Below are 17693 nucleotides of genomic sequence, written 5' to 3' on the forward strand. Positions count from 1 at the left end.
CCTCTTTCTTTAAAAAGTTATCTTCTTTTTTTCTTTTTATAACTCACGTCATAATTGAAAATAAAATAACCTTTTTTGTATAATTATAAACGCCCTAGTATCTGCAATATTGTGCATCTATTAACTTTTTTTTAATATTTTTTTAATAATGCCCTCAATTGGGCAATAAACAAGCTTTTTTTAAATAAAAAAGATTGAACAAAAGTAAAATTAAGAAAAACGGTTAAAACCGTTACTATGCAGTAGTTTATAAATTGACGGTCTGAATTTGGAAGGTAGTGTACATCAGGTTTTGGGCTTAAAAAGACAGAGATAGGTTACTAAATCATTACCTGTTTTGGATTGTACAAGATAGTATAATTAGCTATATTTCAGCATTTTGCACTCTTTTTTATCTTTCCTTGTAACTCGCTAAAATTTAATTTTAAACATTAAAATTTTGAGTTATGGAGACAGTTAAAAGATCCACTTTCAAGCTATTGTTTTACTTGAAGAAAAATGAACCCAAAAAAAATGGTAATGTACCTGTAATGGGACGTATTACTATTGATGGTACACCAAAAACTTTTGGAACCAAACTGGAAATTGATCCCAATACTTGGGATTTAAAACACGGACGCGTACAGGGAAAAAGCACAACAGCACTAACTACCAATCAAAAATTGGATAAAATTCGTGTACGTATCAATAAGATTTATGATGATATGCTTAAAGATGAAGGTTTTGCTACTTCACAGAAAGTTAAGCTCTCTTTTTTAGGTGTCGGTGTGATGGATGATGCAGTACTCAAAGTTTTCAAAGAACAAAATGAGGATTTTGAAAAAATGGTGGCAAAAGGTAAGCGCTCGTCAAACACTTATTATAAGTACAAAGTTGTTTTCAATCATCTGACGGAATTTATAAAAGCTAGGTATCATCGGGATGATATGGCTTTTCGTGAGCTTACATCTGATTTTATCAGGGAGTTCGATTTTTTCCTTCGCATTGATAAAGAATGTACACACAATACGGTATGGGTTTATACAATGCCTGTTATAGCTTTAGCTGACCTAGCTATTAAAAAAGGATTGATACGTCAAAATCCATTTGAGGATTACGAAATAAGCATGCAGGAAACTGATCGTAGCTATCTTTTGAAGGAGGCTGTGGAAAAATTGTTATTCTTAAAACCCTCTAAGCCGAAATATGAACTGGTTAAAGACATTTTCATTTTTAGTTGCTTTACAGGGTTGTCTTACATTGACGTTAAAAAGCTAAAGTGGAGCAACATTCAATCCTTCTTTGACGGTCATCAATGGATTATCAGCCGAAGAAAGAAATCGGATGTTGCATCAAATGTTCGTTTGATGGAAATTCCCAAACGGATCATTGAAAAATACAGAGGTATTACAAGAAATGATTTCATATTTCCAGTTCCATCCAATGCAACATGTAATAATCATGTAGCTAAACTGATTGAAGAAGCTGAAATTGTCACTGAACAAAAAGTGACGTTCCATACGGCACGACATACTTTTGCAACAATGTTTTTAACAGAGGGAGTACCTCTTGAAAGCCTTAGTAAGATGATGGGACATAAGAATATTTCTACCACTCAGATTTATGCTAAGATTACAAGTCAGAAGATCAGCAAGGATATGGATTTGGTTTCTCCGAAATTTGCTTCTCTGGAAACAGCATTCATTTCAATGGAACCAGATACGCCTTCACAGCCCGATTTCATAATAGTTGAAGATGAATTAGAACTGGTCACTTAATGGTGTAATATTTATTGAAAAGCAGGATTTTATAATTCTGCTTTTTTATTTACCTCTTTATGCAAATTAAAGCCACCTGTTATTTTTTATATTTACAAAACAAACTTGACCTATAGTGTCGTTAAAAAATCCTTATAAAATGGCAGAAATTGACTTGACTAAAATAAAATACTACCCTGACAGATTTTATATCTGCCTAGATGGATTTGATATTGATAACTTAACCACTTTTATAACTGACCTACAAATCGGTCAAGAGCAATCTATATTCATTCATGAATACTACCACTACCTTACCAACATTGCTACATTCTCTGGAATACGTCAATTTAACCTTAATTTTTGTGATAGGTTCCGAGCATCAACCATCTTGACGTCAAAAGAAGGGCTTAACGCTTATCCAATAAACAGTAACACCTTTGAAAGCTGTAAGAATATGGTAGATTATTGGAACGAGATAACAGCCATATTGAATGAGGATGATATTGACTATAATGTGGTCGAAGAAACTGATAAAACGCCTAGTAAAAAATTTGGTATAGCATCGATAGAACGAACCGAAAAACCAATGGAAGTCGTTGTAAATGGTGTTAAGTATAGTGGAGCGAGGATTCTGATTAAGATATATACAACAGAACTTATTAATATTAATAGCTTTTACTTAACATTTGGTGCTATTGATGAGTTTCTGAGTTCTACAATTGACGAGTATATGTATGAGAACAATTTATCGGATATTAACCCAAGTATGCTTAGTCGAAGACCCTTTTATCCTTATGGTTTCTTTGATGAATTGCTTTCGTTTTACGGGATTAAAAGGGCCCCGGCATTTGAGAAAATTCTTATTGCATACTTTGCCTTGAACTCATCAAACCCGCCAGTGATTTTAATTGATATACTTGAAAAATTAAAAGATGGTGGCTATGAACAATTTCAGGAGAATCCCGAAATATATTTGCTTACTAATTTTTTAGAAGTACCTCAGTACAATGATGTTCTTAAAAACATTAAGGACTTTGCCGATCTAACATACGAACAAGGACGTATACATATCTCACAGGCATTGAAATATTATTACGATAAATTTTATATGGCACAAAAACTAAAAGAAAATGACTTCTTTTATTTTGTTAGACCCTTCTTTGCCAACGGTAAGGATACTATTAGTTACAAACAAAAGTTTCTTCTTGAACTTTCAAGAATAATAAACCTTTTTACACCTCCTGTTATACTAAAAGACAAGCAGTTTTTTTATATTGATAAATTGACCACTTTCGGTGAAGCTACCGTATTGATATTGGCTACCTATGAAATTTTTGAAAGTATAAGGACAAACCGAATCGCATCAAGACCTGCACACCAGAAAGCAAAATATAGCTTCCCTGACGGCGATCCTGAGTGCGACAATCTTGAAAAATTTACTCCACCCCCTATTAACGGTATAGTATTCAGGCTTGCTCTTAACGAATTGAACCTATATGGCCCATATCTTAAAGAGTTGGATGACCTTAAACAAAAGAATAGTTAGATATGGGTATTTCAAGACGTCATCATTATATTCCGCAGTTCCTTATCAAGAAATTTGCTGATTCGGACAATATGCTTTATCTGTATGATAAAGAAAAAAAAACCTTTGCAAAGGAAAAGAGAAGCCCCAAATCTATATTCTTTGAGATGAATAGGAATATCCTTGATTTTGGCGGAACAGCAAACGATAATCTTGAAAAGTTGTATGCTGAACTTGACGAAAAATTTTCCCGTGATCTGACAGAAATAATTGCGACTAAAAATATCACTGAAGAAGGGCTTACTTCTTTACTTGTAATGGTTTCTTCATTAAAATGGCGATTACCCGTTAATGATGAACTGTTCTATGATAAAGATAGACAGTATACATACGATAAATTACCGATCTCGATAAAGGCCATAAATGATGATGGCTCTCAAAATACGGAGGCTATCGAGCATCTACTCAATTCTGAAATTTTCAACCGTACAAAACGACTAATCTTTCCGTTCTTACCATTCTATAATAATTATGAAATAGCAGAAGATAAATTATCAAAATTACATCAGAACAGCTATATTGATTCAAATGAGATAATTACATCTATCCTAGGAGATTCACCAATTATTGAAAGCAAACGTTCCGATATAGAAGATTTTGGGAACTTCATTTTACCTCTAGGTAATAAAGAAACTTTCATTTGCAGTGACTCGGGTAACAAGAAGGTCAACAGTATAGCTTTTTATGTAAATAAAGATTTAGCAATGTTTCATCAGGCAAAAAAGTATGTCGTCTGCTGTAATAAAGACCATCTTGCTGCTATTATTTATGCGTACCAAAATTTACATAGTGTAGGGCAAACAAATCTTATTCATGAACACATTTTCAAGTTTGTGTAAACATTACCTATTACAACTGAGCCGAGGTCGATAAACCTCGGTTTTTTTTCCTCTACAAATCCGTAAAGCACATTTACCCTCCCCATATCCTACCATAAAAGAGCTTCACTGGATATTCTTGAAAAAGACAAATTCCAAAATGCCTGTCTACTTCCAAAACATTGTTTTTCCATCTCTCTTTTAAGTGACTCTTAGGAGCCACGAGTTTTAAGAAAACAGTTTAAAATTCGTGCAGGTGATGCCTGTATTCTAATCTAATCAGCCATTTGCTCAATGCCTTTTCCAATGGCTTCCACATTATTTTTTATCCAAGAACCGGTATGCTGTTTTTGTCCCATTTCAAGAGCAAAGGTATTTCAGTGTTCTTAACGCAACAGCAAGATCATGCCCTCCGGGTTTGCAAAATAATCTCCACCCATACGGGTCGTATTTTTTTGACAAAACCTTGCTGCTGCTAAACACTAACCTTTTATGCTCGTGAAACGAAACAAAGCATACTCCGGCTCTTTACACGAATAAAAAAAATGTCAGAAATGAAAAATATCAGCATTGGAAATGGAAAAAGTGAAACGAAAACAAGCACCTCCTCTCATTGCCGAATAAATCAAATCAAAAAAAATCAAACAGGAATTTAACAACGTAAAAATCGAAAATCATGAACATCACAGGAAGATTGACAAGGGATGCGGAAGTACGCACAACGTCACAGGACAAACAAGTAGTAAACTTTTCAGTAGCAACAAACGACAGCTACAAAAACAAGCAGGGCGAACGCATAGAGCAAACCACCTATTTCGACTGCTCGTACTGGATAACTCCCAACGTAGCCAGACTACTCACAAAAGGCACACTGGTAGAACTAACAGGCAGAGTAAGTACAAGAGCGTGGACAGGAAATGACGGAGAGCCAAAAGCAGGACTGAATTTTCATACCTCACAAATCAAACTGCACGGAGGTAGCAGGAAAACAGAAACCGTACAGGCTACTAATAATAACAAAGGTAAGGTTACAGCGGAGCAGACCAAAGACGACCTACCATTTTAACAACAATCAAATATTCATTTTTCAAACTTTTAAAATTTCAATATCATGGCACATAATATCAATTTCAACAGCAAGACAGGACGTTACTCATTCTTTAGTGTAAAGGAAAAAGCGTGGCACGGTTTGGGGCAAATCGTACAGGATTATCCGACAAGCGAGCAGGCTATCAGACACGCAGGGTTAGATTATGAAGTGGTAAAATCTCCACTCTTTACCAAAGGTTCGGGTATTATCGAAACCACTAACGGCATAGAGATAGGCAGTAGCGAACTGGAAGTACATAACTATTTCGCCAACATACGCACCGATAACAATGCCGTATTGGGTGTGGTGGGTAAAGACTACCATATCGTACAAAACAGGGATGCTTTTTCATTCTTTGACAGTATTGTAGGCGGTACAGACGGTATTTTATACGAAACCGCAGGAGCTTTAGGTAATGGGGAACGCATTTTTATTACAGCCAAATTGCCGAGTTATATCCGTGTGGGCAATGGCGATGATGTGACAGAAAAATACATCTTCCTAACAACTTCGCACGACGGTAGCGGAAGTATTACAGCCGCTTTTACACCTATCCGTATCGTTTGCCAAAATACCTTAAACGCTTCTTTGCGTAATATGAGCAATGTGGTACGCATCAAGCACACCGCAGGAGCAAAACAACGTTTGGACAATGCTCATAAAGTTATGGGATTGGCTAACCAGTTTAGCGACCAGTTAGAGGGTATTTTCAATGAGTGGACGAAAGTCAAAGTATCAGACCAAGAGGTTAAAAAGCTAATCCAACTGGCACTTTGTCCGAATAAGGAAACATTGGAATTACTGAAAAAAGGTGCGGAAGATGAAGTTTCCACCGTATTCAAAAACGTGGTTGAAGATGCTTTTGCTTATGCAATGGTAAGCGATACCCAACAAATGGACACCACCAAAGGCACATTGTTCGGGGCATATAATGCAGTAACAGGCTACTATCAGAACGTAAGAAGCTACAAAGACAACGAAGCCAAGTTACAGAGTATTGTAATGGGCGGTACTGCTCAACTCAAATCACAGAAAGCATTTGAACTGTGTACCTCTTTTCAGAAAGTCGGTGAAGAGGTTTTTCAACTTAATTAATTACACCACAGGCTACCGCCTTGCAAACGGTGGTAGCCTTATATTATTAAACATGAAAGTAACGGATTTGAACGGATGCTCTATCGAAGTCACTGACCTTGATGAAGCCATAAAGATTAGCAAACGGTACACTGGTTACAGACACGAGGACGAAAGTTTCTCCGAGTTCGACAAAAGACAGAACGCTTATTGGACAGATATGTACAATAAACTGACAGCAAAGAAAAAACGATTAGAGGACAAACAAAAAAATTAGAACGATGAATACAAATTTTTTCAATCAGATACAGCAGTTGGACTTTACAGGAGTATTGCAACTGAACATTTCAAAGGGAACAGAAACCAAGCTAATAGTATCGGTTATGCTTAACAATGATGAGTGCGGAGATAACGCCAAAAACCTTATTCCACCCCTTACATTCAATGCTACCGCACAGGAGTTTGACGAGGGATTTTTTGAGCAGATAACCGCACCAGTACAAACCGTTTCGGGCATGATGGTAGATATGGAAAAGTTTCTAAAACAAATGGAGGAAGTCAAAAAGCAATCGGCAATGGAAAAGGAAAAAGCCGATAAGGAGAAGAAAGAAAAAGAAGCCAGGGACAAGAAGTATAAAGAAGCTATGGCAAAGGCTGACGAATTGGAAAAAGAGGGCAAATTCCGTGAAGCGTGGATGAAAGTGCCGAACCCTGCCGATTTTCCCGACTATGCCGATGCCATACGCAAACGCAAAACTTCACTATCGGACAAATTTGCCACACCGAGCCTTTTCGGTGCAACAGAAGAAACAACACCCGAACCGATACAATCGACTGTAGTTACAGAGGATTACCCCATTGATGAAGCAGGTGAAGAAGAATAAAAGTGTTAACCAAAAAATTAAATGTTATGTTATTAGCAACGCAATTACAACGAGTTTTCATATTAAATAACAAGGGGCAGGAAATTAAACTGAACGACCCCGAACCGCAATGGAGTGTACAGGCAGTAATGAATTTTTATTCCAATACATACCCCATTCTGACCACCGCAAAAGTATCAGCACCACAAATCAAAGACGATACCGTACAGTACCGCTTTGAAAGTGCTATGGGAACAAAAGGTTAAACCAAAACAGTAAAACAATGACTTATGCAACGACATACCGTATCGGGAACATTCCAAATGCCCCAAGAACCCAAGCAAAAGCAATTACATCGTCAGTTGAGCGAGTTCGCAAACTGGATGCAACGACCGAAAGACGCAAACGAAATCCAAAAGGACAAACAAAAGTCTGTACCAGTAACTATGTTGCCAATGGTTTTCTAAGAACTTCGTTTCTCCCAAGACTGGAAGAAACGGAAACTGTACAGGCTTGCAGGGATAATATCAAAATGGAAAGGGATTTTTATCGTTCCCTTTCTCAATTAGCAGAGCATTACGGTATCATTCCGAAACCAACGCAGGCTTTAGGATATCCGTACAATATCGCATTGGCTTTAAAAGATATAGAAGAACAGTTAAAACTTAAAGTAAGCGATTGGGAAGAAATCAAACTGATACAGGATAGTAAGAAAGTGTTTTTTACAAGTGAGGAAAGATATAATACAGGTGCAACGCTGTATTATATTCCTGTAGTACCCTTATTTCGTTGGTTGAAAGACCCAAAGCGAAAACATACCGCTCAACTGCTTATATCGGTTTGTAGTTATCTGTACCACATTGCCGACATTCCCTATTACAGACAGGAAAGCAGTTATCTGTACTGGATGTATGAGATGCATAAAGATTGGGTAACAGAGGACGATTATGGAGAAGACACAGAAACCTATCTTAGTGAATTTGCACAAGCGGAATGGATTGGCGACCGTATGGAACAGAAGATATATAACGAAGCCAATTTAAGGCTCTTTAAAGACCGTTTAAACCGCTTTAAACCAAAAGATAAGATTGATGCTGATTGCTATAAAGTAGCACAGGAAGCCTATGCAATTTATGAGCAGTACCCCAATGCAACCGTCTTCCGCAATGCCCGACCAAATGGCGAAGCCAACGAAGAAGATATGGAAAACATTATATCTATGGAGAAATATGTTTCCTTCTGTGCAGATGGTACAGGGTGGCTAATGGATAATGTAGTAGAATCTGTAAATAACGAATTACAGGAATACGGACAGATGGAAGAACCGATTATTATCAAACGGTTTGACGGAAGCGATATAACCGCCAATACATTGGAGTTTGAAAACCGTTTGTTACCGATGATAAACGAACTGACCTACATTTTAAATAATTTTTAAAAACAAAACTATGAACGATATAACACAGGATTTCGGAATGCTGTACTATCCAAAATCAGCATTGGTATTTTATCAGACTACTGGAAAGGGTAACGATACTTATGTAGAGCATTTTGATATGGATAAAAACGGTATGCCCATTAATGCACACCCTTTGACCGTAAAAGAAGCGAACCAATTGGCAAAGGCTTTGAAGACCGCCAAAGAGGAAAAAGAACCGCTATTGAAACCGCAGGGAGTATTGAGCAATCAGGTTTTATACTTTGAGCCGACAGGAAACAAAGTGGTTTGGTTTACCAAAGCCACACAAAGGGAAATGTATTTTATTGAAAGTCTGGGAATACCCAAAGGCAAAGCCAATGTACCGCCTATGCTGTGGGTAGCGAACCGAAGCGGTTTAGCCGTTTTCGCTTTAATAAATGGCAGAAGACCTACGATAAAAACAAAGCTTTACAACGCTCCTTTTTTTAATGTGTACGAGGACGGCAATGTATGTATGGGTACAGTAGATGTACGCATAAAGAAAACCGCTTCATTGGAAGAATTTACAAACAAATGGGAAGGCTTTTTCTTTAACAGTTATTTCAGTCATTTAATGCACGGTCATAACCCGATAAAAGGAAATTGCGTAAGCCTTTGGGAAAATTTAATTGCCACAGGCGAAGCTTTTCCAATGGAAGTATTGACAAAAAGTAATCTAACCTTAAAAGACATATTGCGATGAATACCGAAAAAATAAAAGTCCATTTTACGGACAATAGTTTAATAAATGCAACCAATCCTATATCGGTAAACCTTATCGGTGCAGGTGGTACAGGCTCAAAGGTTTTGACCGCCTTAATGGAAATGAACCATAGTTTGATTGCGTTAGGTCACGCAGGATTGTCCGTTCGCCTTTGGGATGATGATGTTATTACGGAAGCTAATTTGGGCAGACAGCGTTTTGCAGAATGCGAAGTAGGATTGTATAAATCTGCTGCTCTAATCAACCGAGCCAACCGCTTTTCAGGTACAAATTGGAAAGCCGAAACGCAGAAGTTTGAAAAGGACAGTTTGGGCAAACTTCCCGAAAACGCACAGGCTACTATCTTTATTACCTGTGTAGATAGTGTAAAGGCAAGATTTGGTATTGCTGAAATATTAAAAGCACTGGATAACGGAAAATATTATCATCATAAACCAAAATACTGGTTGGATTATGGTAACAGCCAATATACAGGACAAGTATTGTTATCAACTATTGGAGATATAAAACAACCCAATTCCGATATATATGAAACGGTAGCTAATCTGCCAATGGTTACAGATGAATTTGGTGCTTTGTTAAAGCAGTCCGAACAGCAAGACGATACACCAAGTTGCAGTTTAGCTGAAGCATTGGAAAAACAGGATTTATATATCAATTCGTCATTGGCTCAAATGGGTAGTTCTTTGTTATGGGGTTTATTTCGTAATGGATTGACCGAATACAGAGGTTTTTTTCTCAATCTGAAAGATTTTAGGTCACAGCCTATTCCAGTCGCCCGATAGCCAAAATCGGGCCGCAAAAAGACACTCCCTCCGATGGTCGGGGCAGTCTTTTTGCATTTAAGCGGTACAACCCCTTTGCCAAAATGTAAGGCTACGCACCGTCCTCACTTCACATTTTATCAAACAGGTTGCGATCTGTTTTTGAAGGGATATTCCAGTATCCCTTTCGTTGTTTTAGCGAACTTCTTTTCTTTCCACATCTGCGACCAAAGAAAAGAAGCAAAAGAACGCCGCTTGGTTATTATTGGTTTTTACCTTAACGATTCCTAGTGATATTTTTATTTGAGTAAATTTGCTAGTAAATACAATGTATGAATAACTGGCTATAAAGAATGCTCATTGCGTTCGCTTTAGAGTTAAGCATAATCTTAACAGTGACCGTACCAATCTGAACCGTTAGAAAAATGGACGACAATATCCCTTTTGTTATTTTTACAGTTTAGTTTAAGCAGTGTCTGTTAGGCAACTTTAATTTATATTTTTGTAATAAAAGGATATTTAATAGATAATTTACATTGAATGGAAAAATTGATTATAGCATTAACCGAATTAGAAAAGTTAAAATATGTTGAACGTGGTACCAATGTAAAGGGAAGAAAAGAAAGTACAGCAGAACACTCTTGGAGTTGTTTGCTGATTGCGGATATTCTAATCGATTATGTTGAAGAACCATTAAACAGATTAAAAGTTATTGAGTATTTAATTTACCATGATATTGTTGAAGTTTATGCAGGAGATGCCAAATTCAATAATCCAGAGGAAATGAAACTCAAACATCAAAAAGAAGAACAAGCATTAGAAAAAATCAAAACACTTATTCCTAATAAATTAAGATTTGAAAAAATTGTCAGTGAATATGAAAAAAGAGCCACACGAGAAGCTGAATTTGCTAAAGCTGTTGACTGTTTAGACGCCTGTATTAGAAATATTAATGATGATACTAAATCTAATAATGATGGATTTACAGAAGTCTTAATAAGAAATAAATATTTGCCACATGTGTCAAAGTTTGACATTACAAAAGAATTATTTGAGCATTTAATACACCGACTGCAAGTATTAAATAAATTATAATTACTATATTTTGTTTGATAAAGATGCAAATCAAATTTTCTTTTGCCTTGTAAATACTTTTTTTCTTTCCACATCTGCGACCAAAGAAAAGAAGCAAAAGAAAGTCGCTTGGCTATTATTGGTTTTTACCTTAACGATTCCTAAGGATATTTTTATTTGAGTAAATTTGCAAGTGAAAACAATGTATTGATAGCTGACTATAAAAAATGCGCTTTGCTTTAATAGATAATAATCGGACAGAAGCTCAACCGAAACTTAACGGATTGTGTTGTTGTTGTTCGAAGCCAGTTATTGCAAAATGTGGTACACGAAAAATATGGCATTGGGCACATAAAAGCAAAACGGATTGTGACAATTGGTGGGAACCAGAAACAGAGTGGCACCGAACTTGGAAAAACAATTATCCATCCGATTGGCAAGAAATATCTTTGTTTGATAATGGAACAAAAGAAAAACATATTGCTGATGTTCGTACCGCTCATAGCCTCGTAATAGAGTTTCAACATTCGAACATTAATCCTCAAGAGCGAACTGCACGAGAACAGTTTTATAAAAACATGGTTTGGATAGTGGATGGCACGCGACTAAAAAGAGATTATCCTCGTTTTTTAAAGGAATGGAAAAGAGACGGAATTAGTGAAGTGCATCAAACTGAAAAGTCGGGGATTTTTGAGGTTTGTTTTCCAGAGTTTTGTTTTCCAGAAGCTTGGCTTAAAAGTTCTGTACCTGTAATCTTTGATTTTCGAGGAAACAGTTCAATAGATGATACAGAAGATTTACGAAATAATCTTTACTGTTTATTTCCACAGGTTGGTAGACATGCAAAAGTTGCAGAAATCTCACGTAAAGCTTTTTTGAATACAACCACAAATGGTGAATGGACTTTGAGAGTTCAGGAATTCATAAATGAATTTAGAAAGCAAGACCAAATAAAAGAAAGAGAAAATCGACAAACATTGTACTCATCAAATAGAGGAATATATTCATGGAGAGGAATTCCAATTATTGGATATAGAAAGCGTAGACGAAGATTATAAGCATTCCAGCTACTAACATGCAATTTGGCAAAAGAGCAAAGTTAAGAGCAATTTAAACGATTCGGCTCCCTATTTCGAAAAAACCACTTGCTTTTTGTTTTTCTTTTTTTAATTCAAGATTCATGAATCATGATTCATGATTTTTATCCGTAAAAACCATTTTCGGTTCCTCTTTTTTGTATTTTAGCAAAAACGAAAAATGGTTCTGCTAACGCAAGTGCAAAATTGAACGTTCGATCTTATAAAGTTCACTCTTTTGCAAGGCTATGGCTAGTTCCCTTCAATACTATTTTTAACGATATGCCCAAAAATTATACATTTGAAATTAGAGAAACTTTTGGAAAGAAATATTTAAAAGTATTTCTAAAAGATGGAATTGATCCTGAAAATATTGCTAATCATTTACAACAATTAGCCTCAGTACATAAGTCAAATGTTACGAAGCAAAAAAGTGGTAATATTGACTTAACAATATATCCATCAAAATTATACGAAATAGAAGAAACACAAGATGAAGTCGCTCTAACACTTGAAAACTATTTTAATGGTTCTCCTGTTGATCCGCAATTCGTTGACCAAACCGTTACTGGCGTCAGTGAAAAAGCATTTTACCAAGTTATTGATTATATGAATATTCTCGGTAAAAATTTAGAAGGTTTCAAATCTCTTAATGTTCGTTTTGATGAAGAAAGATACAGAGATTACTTTATTCCTTTCTTAAACTCTATTTCAAAGAATCATTCTGCTAAAGGTGAAGTTTTTAATAGAAACGGAAAAACAGATATTTTAATGTTCGACAATAATGGGAATAATCTTTTTATTGCAGAGTGTAAATTATGGAAAGGTGAAAAGTACCTAATTGATGGGTTAAATCAGTTACTATCAAATTATGTGAATTGGAGAGATGAAAAAGTTGCTTTGGTAATTTTCAATCGTGATACTAAGAATTTTACCGATGTAATAGAAAAATCGAGAAACGCAATATTAGCACATGAACTGTGTGAAGGTTTGGTTAATCAAAGAGCACAAACAAATTTCACTTTCTCGTTTAAAAATCCGGATGATCCAAATAAGAAAATATTGGTTGAGTTAGTGTTATTTAATTTTGCGTAAGTAATACAGATAACAGTGCTTTTTTAACCACCAATTCTCACAGTACGGGCTTTAGTATTAGTTATATTCGTCGAGTAATAAATCCAAAATATCATGCTGACATATAACGAAATTATCCAATTAAAAGACAAGTTGGAAAATAATGAAATCACATTAGAAATTGCAAAATCACAATACTGGATTGATTTCAAAGGTGGACAGCGATTGTGGCATTCTAAAGATTGGAGAGAAAGAAGAATTGAATTCATTAAAAATAATTGTGAGATATGTAATAGTACAGAAACATTAACACTTCAACATTTTTCTCATCCAACTAATTATTAAGAATATATTACAGAGATAATAAGAGCATATCCCAAGAATACATCGGTGCTAGTCCAGATGTGGAAAGAAGTAAATTCAGTAATCTACTGTGGGAATTTAAAATCTTGTTCAATTTTTCTACTTAATGCATTATTCCTTATTGTTTTTTTTTAAATTAGCCTAAGGCATTAAAATGCTATCTATGTTTCAGTTAAATTGATGCGTTAATAGCTTGTCGATCTTTTATTAGATTAAACCAAATTAACGTAAAAAATGCATTTAGCTTATATAAAGATTGAAAACTACAAAGGAATTGAGGTAATTGAAACCGAATTTGATCCAAAACTAAATATTATTATTGGTGAAAATGGATGCGGTAAATCAGCTGTTATTGATGCCATACGTTTACTATACAATATTGGAGAACCTATAAGGGAGTTATCAGTTTCATCCGATGATTTCCATCAAAAAGCAATCGACAATGATGGTCATAAAACACTTAATAAATCTACCCTAATAACCATTACTTATATTTTTAAAGGATTATCTACCGCTCAAAAAGGAGGGTTTTATGAATATATGGTAATTGATCCCAATAATATTGAGGAAGATTATGCTAAAATATCCATCTCTTATGAAGAAAAAGACGGAAAATATCCATATTTCACTTATAATACCGGAAATATTGATGGTCAAAAAGCAGACTATAAAACCTTCGAACTTTTTCAGCATTATTATTTAGGAGCTTTAAGGGATAGTACCAAGGATCTGTTGAGTACTAGAAATAATATTTTGGGCAAAGTTATAAGACGATTTGTAAAGAGAGAAAAGTCGGAATTGCAAATAGAACAGATAATAAAAGATGCAAATTCTCAGCTGTTAGAACGTGATGAAGTTAAAAATACGCGAGATGGTGTTAACACGAATCTCGAAAGTATTTTTAAGAGAGTTATTGACAATAAAATCGGCGTCAGAATTGAGGAAGCAAAAACAGAATATATAGTTAATGCAATCAAACCTTATCTTCCACATAATAGAGCTACTTTGATGGATGAGGGGTTTCATTTATGGCAAAATAGTTTAGGATTGAACAATCTAATCTATATAGCAGTTGTTCTAGGTGATATAAAAGAACAGATTAAGGATAATGGCCTACCTCATTTTGCACTTCTAATCGAAGAACCCGAATCTCACCTTCACCCACAATTACAGCTAAGCCTTTATAACTTTTTAAATAATGCAAATGCGACTGAAAACAGCCAGCTATTTATAACTACCCATTCACCAACGTTGACTTCAAAAGTACCCCTTAAAAATCTTATTTTATTAGATTGTGGTAAAGCAACAAAACTGGATAAACAATTTCAAAATAGAGAATCTGAAAAAATAATTGAAGATACTACTAAAAGCAAAGAATTGTTGGATACAGATTTTGAGAATAGAATGAAGAAACTTCAGAGGTACATTGACGTAACCAAATCTCAGCTTCTATTCGCAAAATCCATTTTATTCATTGAGGGAATATCAGAGGAACTTTTGATATCAGCATTTACTCTTTTAGAGGACTATAAACTTGAAGATTACCGGACGGAAATTGTAAACGTAAAAGGAACTTCATTTTATCCCTTCCTTTACCTTTTTAATCACTCAGATGTACTGAAACGAATAAACAAGCCTATTTCCATCATTACAGACGATGACAGGTTTACTGACTCAAAAAAATCTGATTATAGCTTTAAGAATTTGATAAATGATACCACCGTGCTAGATCTTTTAGATGATTGTATCCAAAAAGGTAACGCTGTATCAAGAATTAGGAATTTAAACTCTGTTAAAAACAAGGCTGAAAATATAAAGATTTTTGAGTCATTTAAAACTTTGGAATATGAAATAGCATCGCATAACGTAAACAATGACAGAAGTGCTTTTAAGGACAACTTTTTAGTGAAGTATCTTGACATGATAGTAAGTGATAAAATCAGCAATATAGTCACATACATGTCAACGTTTCCAGCAGATTTGATGTCTGAACAGGAAAAAAGAAAAGTTGCGATTCTCTTATGGAAAACGTTCCCTGACAAAGCTGAATTTGCACAGGATTTCTCAATTCATTTAATTGATAATTTGGAAGAGGCAAAAGCCTCATTTATAGTTCCGGTATATATATTGAACGCGTTAACTCATTTAAAAAATGGATTGTAATGTATTATGAAAATGAAGAAAGACTGGCTTACTTACAAGCTAGAGGAAAAGTTATTTTAAATGCCTGTCCTGGAAGCGGAAAAACAACTACTATCGCAAAGAAGATATTAAATTTAGAGAATTTAAAAGAAGTTGGAGGGCATTCGGGAGTAGCTTGTTTATCATTTACTAACTCTGCTAAAGATGAAATCAATGAAGCCTATAGGAAACTGGCGGGTAAATCACTTCAATTCCCTAATCATGTATCAACTATTGATAGTTTTATAAATAAGTATATTACTCTTCCATTTTATAACCTACTTAATCGAGACTTTAATAGACCAAAAATACTCGACCACACAACGATCTTAGATGATATGTGGAAGACCACTTATGTTAAAAATGGCAAAACACTTGAAGGCTTACTAAGACCACTTAATAATCCAGAATACAAGGCAAAGAATAATCGAAGTATTTATCATCTATATCCTCCCAGTGAAATTAGAATTGAGCCAAATGGATCTTTTTCTATTAATGGAAATCAACCATCATCTGATAAAGTTGAAAAAGTTAATTTTGACAACTACTGTAAACTCATCAAGAATGCTCAATTTCGAAAAGGATTAATTTCAACTGGAGATTCAGCATTTATAGCCCTTCACCTACTGAAAAATAATCCTAAAATTTGCAGATGGCTTAGTTTAAGATTTCCTTTTATTATTATAGACGAGGCTCAGGACAATTCACTAATGCAGCATGCCATATTTGAAGAATTAGTGAAGCAAGGCCTTAACAATATTGAACTGATAGGAGATCCTTACCAAAGCTTATATGAGTGGCGAGATGCAAAGCCTTCTGAATTTTTAAGAAAGTACGAAAATGACGCAACATGGAACTCTTACGACTTAACTGATAACCGACGATCACCTCAAAGTATAATTGATATATTTTCAAAAGTTCGTCGATCAGATGATTTAAAAATCAATAGCGTAGATTGTGAAAATATAACGGATTCGATTGTAATTTATAAATATTCAAACGTGAATCATCAATTAATTATTAAACATTATGATGACTCTTGTTCAATGAAAAAATACATCAGTAGCTGTATTGTTGTTCGAGGAAATTCGTTGAAAGACGCATTGTTAGGAGCAAAAACAGAACAGAGACCTTGGGGTATAGACTTGCCAAAACAAATTATATATGCTAAAAATCTTTACACAAGTGGTGATATTAAAAATGCAATAAAAGAAATCAGAACCATTTGTATACCCCTAATGCATTCTGATGAGGCTGATTATCATTTATTGAAAGAGATTGAGAAAGAAAAAAGTATAGATCCTTACTTTAATTCATTGATGATTACTATTTTAGATGAATTACCAGCTTTTAGTAAAACAATTCAAGATTGGACAGCTGCTACTCAGCAGTTTTTAAAAAGTAAATTAGGCCTTAGCCATGAAGTAGATTTTAATCTACGGAGTCGAAAATCGAAATATTTAGAAAAATCTACGCTTGCTGAAACTGTAAGCCAACATTTTAAAAAATCTTTTTCTACGTTCAATATCCCCATCACTACGATACACCAAGTAAAGGGACAAACTTTGGATTCTATTCTTGTTTTTTTCAACGAAAGGAAACATAAAGATAATATCACATTTGATAACATATCAAATATTGACAATGGCTTTCCTGATGAAACCAAAAGATTAATATATGTGGCATTATCTCGACCAAGACATCTATTAGCAATGGCTTTCCCACATTCAGTAACAGATAATGAACTCAAACAGAAGTTCGGCAACGAAATCAGGATAATAAAAGAAGAAGAGTTAAATCAGTTATAAT

At 34.9% G+C, this 17693-nt stretch carries 17 protein-coding genes; all 17 read left to right on the top strand.

The features are described from left to right. Nucleotides 1-446 precede the first annotated feature (446 nt). The 17 genes from ACWICE_RS06195 (at nucleotide 447) to ACWICE_RS06275 (ending at nucleotide 17692) form a co-directional block, all read left to right on the top strand. Nucleotides 447-1757, top strand: a complete 1311-nt coding sequence (locus ACWICE_RS06195; protein ID WP_058699729.1) for a site-specific integrase — start codon at nucleotides 447-449, stop codon at nucleotides 1755-1757. A 139-nt stretch (nucleotides 1758-1896) separates the two neighbouring features. Beyond that, the gene (locus ACWICE_RS06200) at nucleotides 1897-3285 is read left to right on the top strand and encodes a hypothetical protein (protein WP_058699730.1); all 1389 of its coding nucleotides are present in this window, start codon (nucleotides 1897-1899) and stop codon (nucleotides 3283-3285) included. A 2-nt stretch (nucleotides 3286-3287) separates the two neighbouring features. Further along, on the top strand, nucleotides 3288-4163 hold the full coding sequence (locus ACWICE_RS06205) for a DUF4238 domain-containing protein (protein ID WP_058699731.1): 876 nt from the start codon (nucleotides 3288-3290) through the stop codon (nucleotides 4161-4163). Nucleotides 4164-4818: 655 nt separating this feature from the next. Next, the gene (locus tag ACWICE_RS06210; RefSeq protein ID WP_058699732.1) at nucleotides 4819-5208 is read left to right on the top strand and encodes a single-stranded DNA-binding protein; all 390 of its coding nucleotides are present in this window, start codon (nucleotides 4819-4821) and stop codon (nucleotides 5206-5208) included. A gap of 45 nt (nucleotides 5209-5253) precedes the next feature. Beyond that, nucleotides 5254-6327, top strand: coding sequence for a DUF932 domain-containing protein (locus ACWICE_RS06215; protein ID WP_058699733.1), 1074 nt, complete (start codon nucleotides 5254-5256; stop codon nucleotides 6325-6327). Nucleotides 6328-6379: 52 nt separating this feature from the next. Beyond that, the gene (locus ACWICE_RS06220) at nucleotides 6380-6583 is read left to right on the top strand and encodes a hypothetical protein (RefSeq protein WP_058699734.1); all 204 of its coding nucleotides are present in this window, start codon (nucleotides 6380-6382) and stop codon (nucleotides 6581-6583) included. 4 nt (nucleotides 6584-6587) lie between these two features. Continuing rightward, nucleotides 6588-7190, top strand: coding sequence for a PRTRC system protein E (locus tag ACWICE_RS06225; protein ID WP_058699735.1), 603 nt, complete (start codon nucleotides 6588-6590; stop codon nucleotides 7188-7190). Between the two features lie 26 nt (nucleotides 7191-7216). Then, nucleotides 7217-7435, top strand: coding sequence for a PRTRC system protein C (locus ACWICE_RS06230; protein WP_058700045.1), 219 nt, complete (start codon nucleotides 7217-7219; stop codon nucleotides 7433-7435). Nucleotides 7436-7452: 17 nt separating this feature from the next. Next, nucleotides 7453-8607, top strand: a complete 1155-nt coding sequence (locus ACWICE_RS06235; protein WP_058699736.1) for a hypothetical protein — start codon at nucleotides 7453-7455, stop codon at nucleotides 8605-8607. A gap of 10 nt (nucleotides 8608-8617) precedes the next feature. After that, nucleotides 8618-9331, top strand: a complete 714-nt coding sequence (locus ACWICE_RS06240; protein WP_058699737.1) for a PRTRC system protein B — start codon at nucleotides 8618-8620, stop codon at nucleotides 9329-9331. Beyond that, entirely contained in the window at nucleotides 9328-10137 is an 810-nt protein-coding gene (locus ACWICE_RS06245) for a PRTRC system ThiF family protein (RefSeq protein WP_058699738.1), read from the top strand. Before ACWICE_RS06240 ends, ACWICE_RS06245 begins: the two co-directional genes overlap by 4 nt. 519 nt (nucleotides 10138-10656) lie before the next feature. Next, entirely contained in the window at nucleotides 10657-11211 is a 555-nt protein-coding gene (locus tag ACWICE_RS06250) for an HD domain-containing protein (protein WP_058699739.1), read from the top strand. 206 nt (nucleotides 11212-11417) lie between these two features. Continuing rightward, the gene (locus ACWICE_RS06255) at nucleotides 11418-12248 is read left to right on the top strand and encodes a competence protein CoiA (RefSeq protein ID WP_058699740.1); all 831 of its coding nucleotides are present in this window, start codon (nucleotides 11418-11420) and stop codon (nucleotides 12246-12248) included. Nucleotides 12249-12548: 300 nt separating this feature from the next. Beyond that, a complete protein-coding gene (locus ACWICE_RS06260) occupies nucleotides 12549-13361 on the top strand; it encodes a hypothetical protein (protein WP_058699741.1) in 813 nt (270 codons plus the stop codon). Nucleotides 13362-13454: 93 nt separating this feature from the next. Then, nucleotides 13455-13685, top strand: a complete 231-nt coding sequence (locus ACWICE_RS06265) for a hypothetical protein (protein ID WP_058699742.1) — start codon at nucleotides 13455-13457, stop codon at nucleotides 13683-13685. Between the two features lie 252 nt (nucleotides 13686-13937). Then, on the top strand, nucleotides 13938-15866 hold the full coding sequence (locus ACWICE_RS06270) for an AAA family ATPase (RefSeq protein WP_058699743.1): 1929 nt from the start codon (nucleotides 13938-13940) through the stop codon (nucleotides 15864-15866). Further along, nucleotides 15866-17692, top strand: a complete 1827-nt coding sequence (locus tag ACWICE_RS06275) for an ATP-dependent helicase (protein WP_068791507.1) — start codon at nucleotides 15866-15868, stop codon at nucleotides 17690-17692. The genes ACWICE_RS06270 and ACWICE_RS06275 overlap by 1 nt, the downstream gene beginning before the upstream one ends. Nucleotide 17693 lies beyond the last annotated feature (1 nt).

Source organism: Sphingobacterium sp. NPDC055346 (assembly GCF_053645235.1).

Coding starts and splice junctions, on each gene's coding strand:
- ACWICE_RS06250 (WP_058699739.1), top strand. CDS start 10,657: ATGGAAAAATTGATTATAGCATTAACCGAATTAGAAAAGTTAAAATAT.
- ACWICE_RS06200 (WP_058699730.1), top strand. CDS start 1,897: ATGGCAGAAATTGACTTGACTAAAATAAAATACTACCCTGACAGATTT.
- ACWICE_RS06240 (WP_058699737.1), top strand. CDS start 8,618: ATGAACGATATAACACAGGATTTCGGAATGCTGTACTATCCAAAATCA.
- ACWICE_RS06215 (WP_058699733.1), top strand. CDS start 5,254: ATGGCACATAATATCAATTTCAACAGCAAGACAGGACGTTACTCATTC.
- ACWICE_RS06275 (WP_068791507.1), top strand. CDS start 15,866: ATGTATTATGAAAATGAAGAAAGACTGGCTTACTTACAAGCTAGAGGA.
- ACWICE_RS06230 (WP_058700045.1), top strand. CDS start 7,217: ATGTTATTAGCAACGCAATTACAACGAGTTTTCATATTAAATAACAAG.
- ACWICE_RS06205 (WP_058699731.1), top strand. CDS start 3,288: ATGGGTATTTCAAGACGTCATCATTATATTCCGCAGTTCCTTATCAAG.
- ACWICE_RS06245 (WP_058699738.1), top strand. CDS start 9,328: ATGAATACCGAAAAAATAAAAGTCCATTTTACGGACAATAGTTTAATA.
- ACWICE_RS06235 (WP_058699736.1), top strand. CDS start 7,453: ATGACTTATGCAACGACATACCGTATCGGGAACATTCCAAATGCCCCA.
- ACWICE_RS06225 (WP_058699735.1), top strand. CDS start 6,588: ATGAATACAAATTTTTTCAATCAGATACAGCAGTTGGACTTTACAGGA.
- ACWICE_RS06210 (WP_058699732.1), top strand. CDS start 4,819: ATGAACATCACAGGAAGATTGACAAGGGATGCGGAAGTACGCACAACG.
- ACWICE_RS06265 (WP_058699742.1), top strand. CDS start 13,455: ATGCTGACATATAACGAAATTATCCAATTAAAAGACAAGTTGGAAAAT.
- ACWICE_RS06270 (WP_058699743.1), top strand. CDS start 13,938: ATGCATTTAGCTTATATAAAGATTGAAAACTACAAAGGAATTGAGGTA.
- ACWICE_RS06260 (WP_058699741.1), top strand. CDS start 12,549: ATGCCCAAAAATTATACATTTGAAATTAGAGAAACTTTTGGAAAGAAA.
- ACWICE_RS06255 (WP_058699740.1), top strand. CDS start 11,418: ATGCGCTTTGCTTTAATAGATAATAATCGGACAGAAGCTCAACCGAAA.
- ACWICE_RS06195 (WP_058699729.1), top strand. CDS start 447: ATGGAGACAGTTAAAAGATCCACTTTCAAGCTATTGTTTTACTTGAAG.
- ACWICE_RS06220 (WP_058699734.1), top strand. CDS start 6,380: ATGAAAGTAACGGATTTGAACGGATGCTCTATCGAAGTCACTGACCTT.